The sequence below is a fragment of the Paraburkholderia kirstenboschensis genome (genome assembly GCF_904848585.1).
GTDB classification, from domain to species: Bacteria; Pseudomonadota; Gammaproteobacteria; order Burkholderiales; family Burkholderiaceae; genus Paraburkholderia; species Paraburkholderia kirstenboschensis.
On sequence record NZ_CAJHCR010000075.1, the window covers coordinates 1 to 1,417 of the forward strand.

The 1,417-nt window shown below is 59.5% G+C and carries 2 protein-coding genes; both read right to left on the bottom strand.

Going from position 1 to position 1,417, the window contains the following annotated elements:
* Positions 1 to 941 (bottom strand): chemotaxis protein CheB (locus tag JMY24_RS38030; protein WP_328809345.1); only part of this gene is annotated, 941 nt, incomplete at its 3' end.
* A complete protein-coding gene (locus JMY24_RS39875) occupies positions 938 to 1,180 on the bottom strand; it encodes a type II toxin-antitoxin system ParD family antitoxin (protein ID WP_201704124.1) in 243 nt (80 codons plus the stop codon). The genes JMY24_RS39875 and JMY24_RS38030, both read right to left, overlap by 4 nt.
* Positions 1,181 to 1,417: the final 237 nt, after the last annotated feature.

Below are 1,417 nucleotides of genomic sequence, written 5' to 3' on the forward strand. Positions count from 1 at the left end.
ACGCGTACCACGTCGTCCGCGCCGCGCTCTTCGAAGAGCTTCGGGATGACCAGATTCGCGAGGTTCTCAAACGCTTCCGCGTCGCGAAAGAAATCGGTCACGTTGATGAGCAGGTCCCGGAACAGTGCGCCGACCTCCTGCGCATCGCGCTGCAGCCGTTCGACGTAGGCGTCCAATGCTTCAATCTGGATTACCTGCATACGGCGCTGTACGCGACGCATGAAAGTCTTGGTCTTATAGCCGCTAAAGTCGTGGCCAAGCTGGCTACGAAGGATTCCGTAGATTTCCTTACGCGCGTCGCCGATCTGTTGCTCTTCCACCGCATTGCTGGCCGTCAAGGCAATGTCGTCCAGCACGTAGGCGCTACGGGCAAACTCGGCAAGCTTCGCTCCCATCTGTTCAACTGGGATAGCGAAGTCGACAAGGCCTGAGCCGATGGCGCTGTCGGGCATGCTCGGATGTTGGGGCCCGAATCCGTCAGCAATCTGGGCCATGGTCAGGCCACCGTGTTCCTTGACCGCCTTGATGCCGAGCGTTCCATCGGAGTCGCCGCCGGACAGAACGATGCCTACTGCCAATTCACCCCGGTCGTTTGCCAGTTCGCTGAAAAAGATATCAATGGGCCTGCGTTCGCGTCGGCCCGTGCGTTGCGCGTGTAGCCGAAGATGGCCATTCTCGATGCCCAGAATGACATCTGACGGCAGCACGTAGACGTTGTTGACTTCAACCTGCATACCGTCGGCCGCCACATGAACCGGCAGCTCCGTATATCGAGCCATGACCTCGTGCAGCAGACTTTCCCGTTCCGGGCCGAGATGCGTCACGATGATCAGGGCCACGCCGGGGTCAGCGGGCAGCCCACGAAAAAGGCCATCGAGCGCTTCTATCCCTCCCGCAGAAGCGCCGACGCCAGCAACTGGAAACCTCAACACGCCGCTCACGGGGCTCTCCTGCGCGGTTGCGCCCCGACATATGGGGTAGCAGATCCGCTTACTGCGTCGATTGACCCGGCAACGTCCTCTTCAGATGGCTGCGGGTTCGAAAACTGCGTTTCCAGCAGTCTGAGCGCCTCCCGCACTACCTCGCTCGCCGTGCGGTATCTGCCGGAGGCTACTTGCTCGCTGACGAAGCCACACAAGTGCTCCGTCAGCGACACGCTGACAGCATATTTGCTCGACATGGATAATCTTCCTGGTAATATGCATCGAGGGTACTACCTTGTCACACCCGCGTCTATCAAAGGCATGGCTGCCTCTGCTTTCTTTGAACCGGCTGCACTGCGCTGGCGGCTAGCCTTTTCGCCGGCCATTCGTTGACGTTCTTGCCACGCGTTCACCTTGGTTTTTTAAGGACAGAAGATATCTCCGGCGATTTTGCGCTCGACTCGCCGCGCAGAAAGCTTAGCCCGCGGAGCCGC

What these genes read in the sequence shown, in the direction of transcription:
- JMY24_RS39875 (WP_201704124.1), bottom strand. Translation starts at nt 1,180, where the DNA reads ATGTCGAGCAAATATGCTGTCAGCGTGTCGCTGACGGAGCACTTGTGT.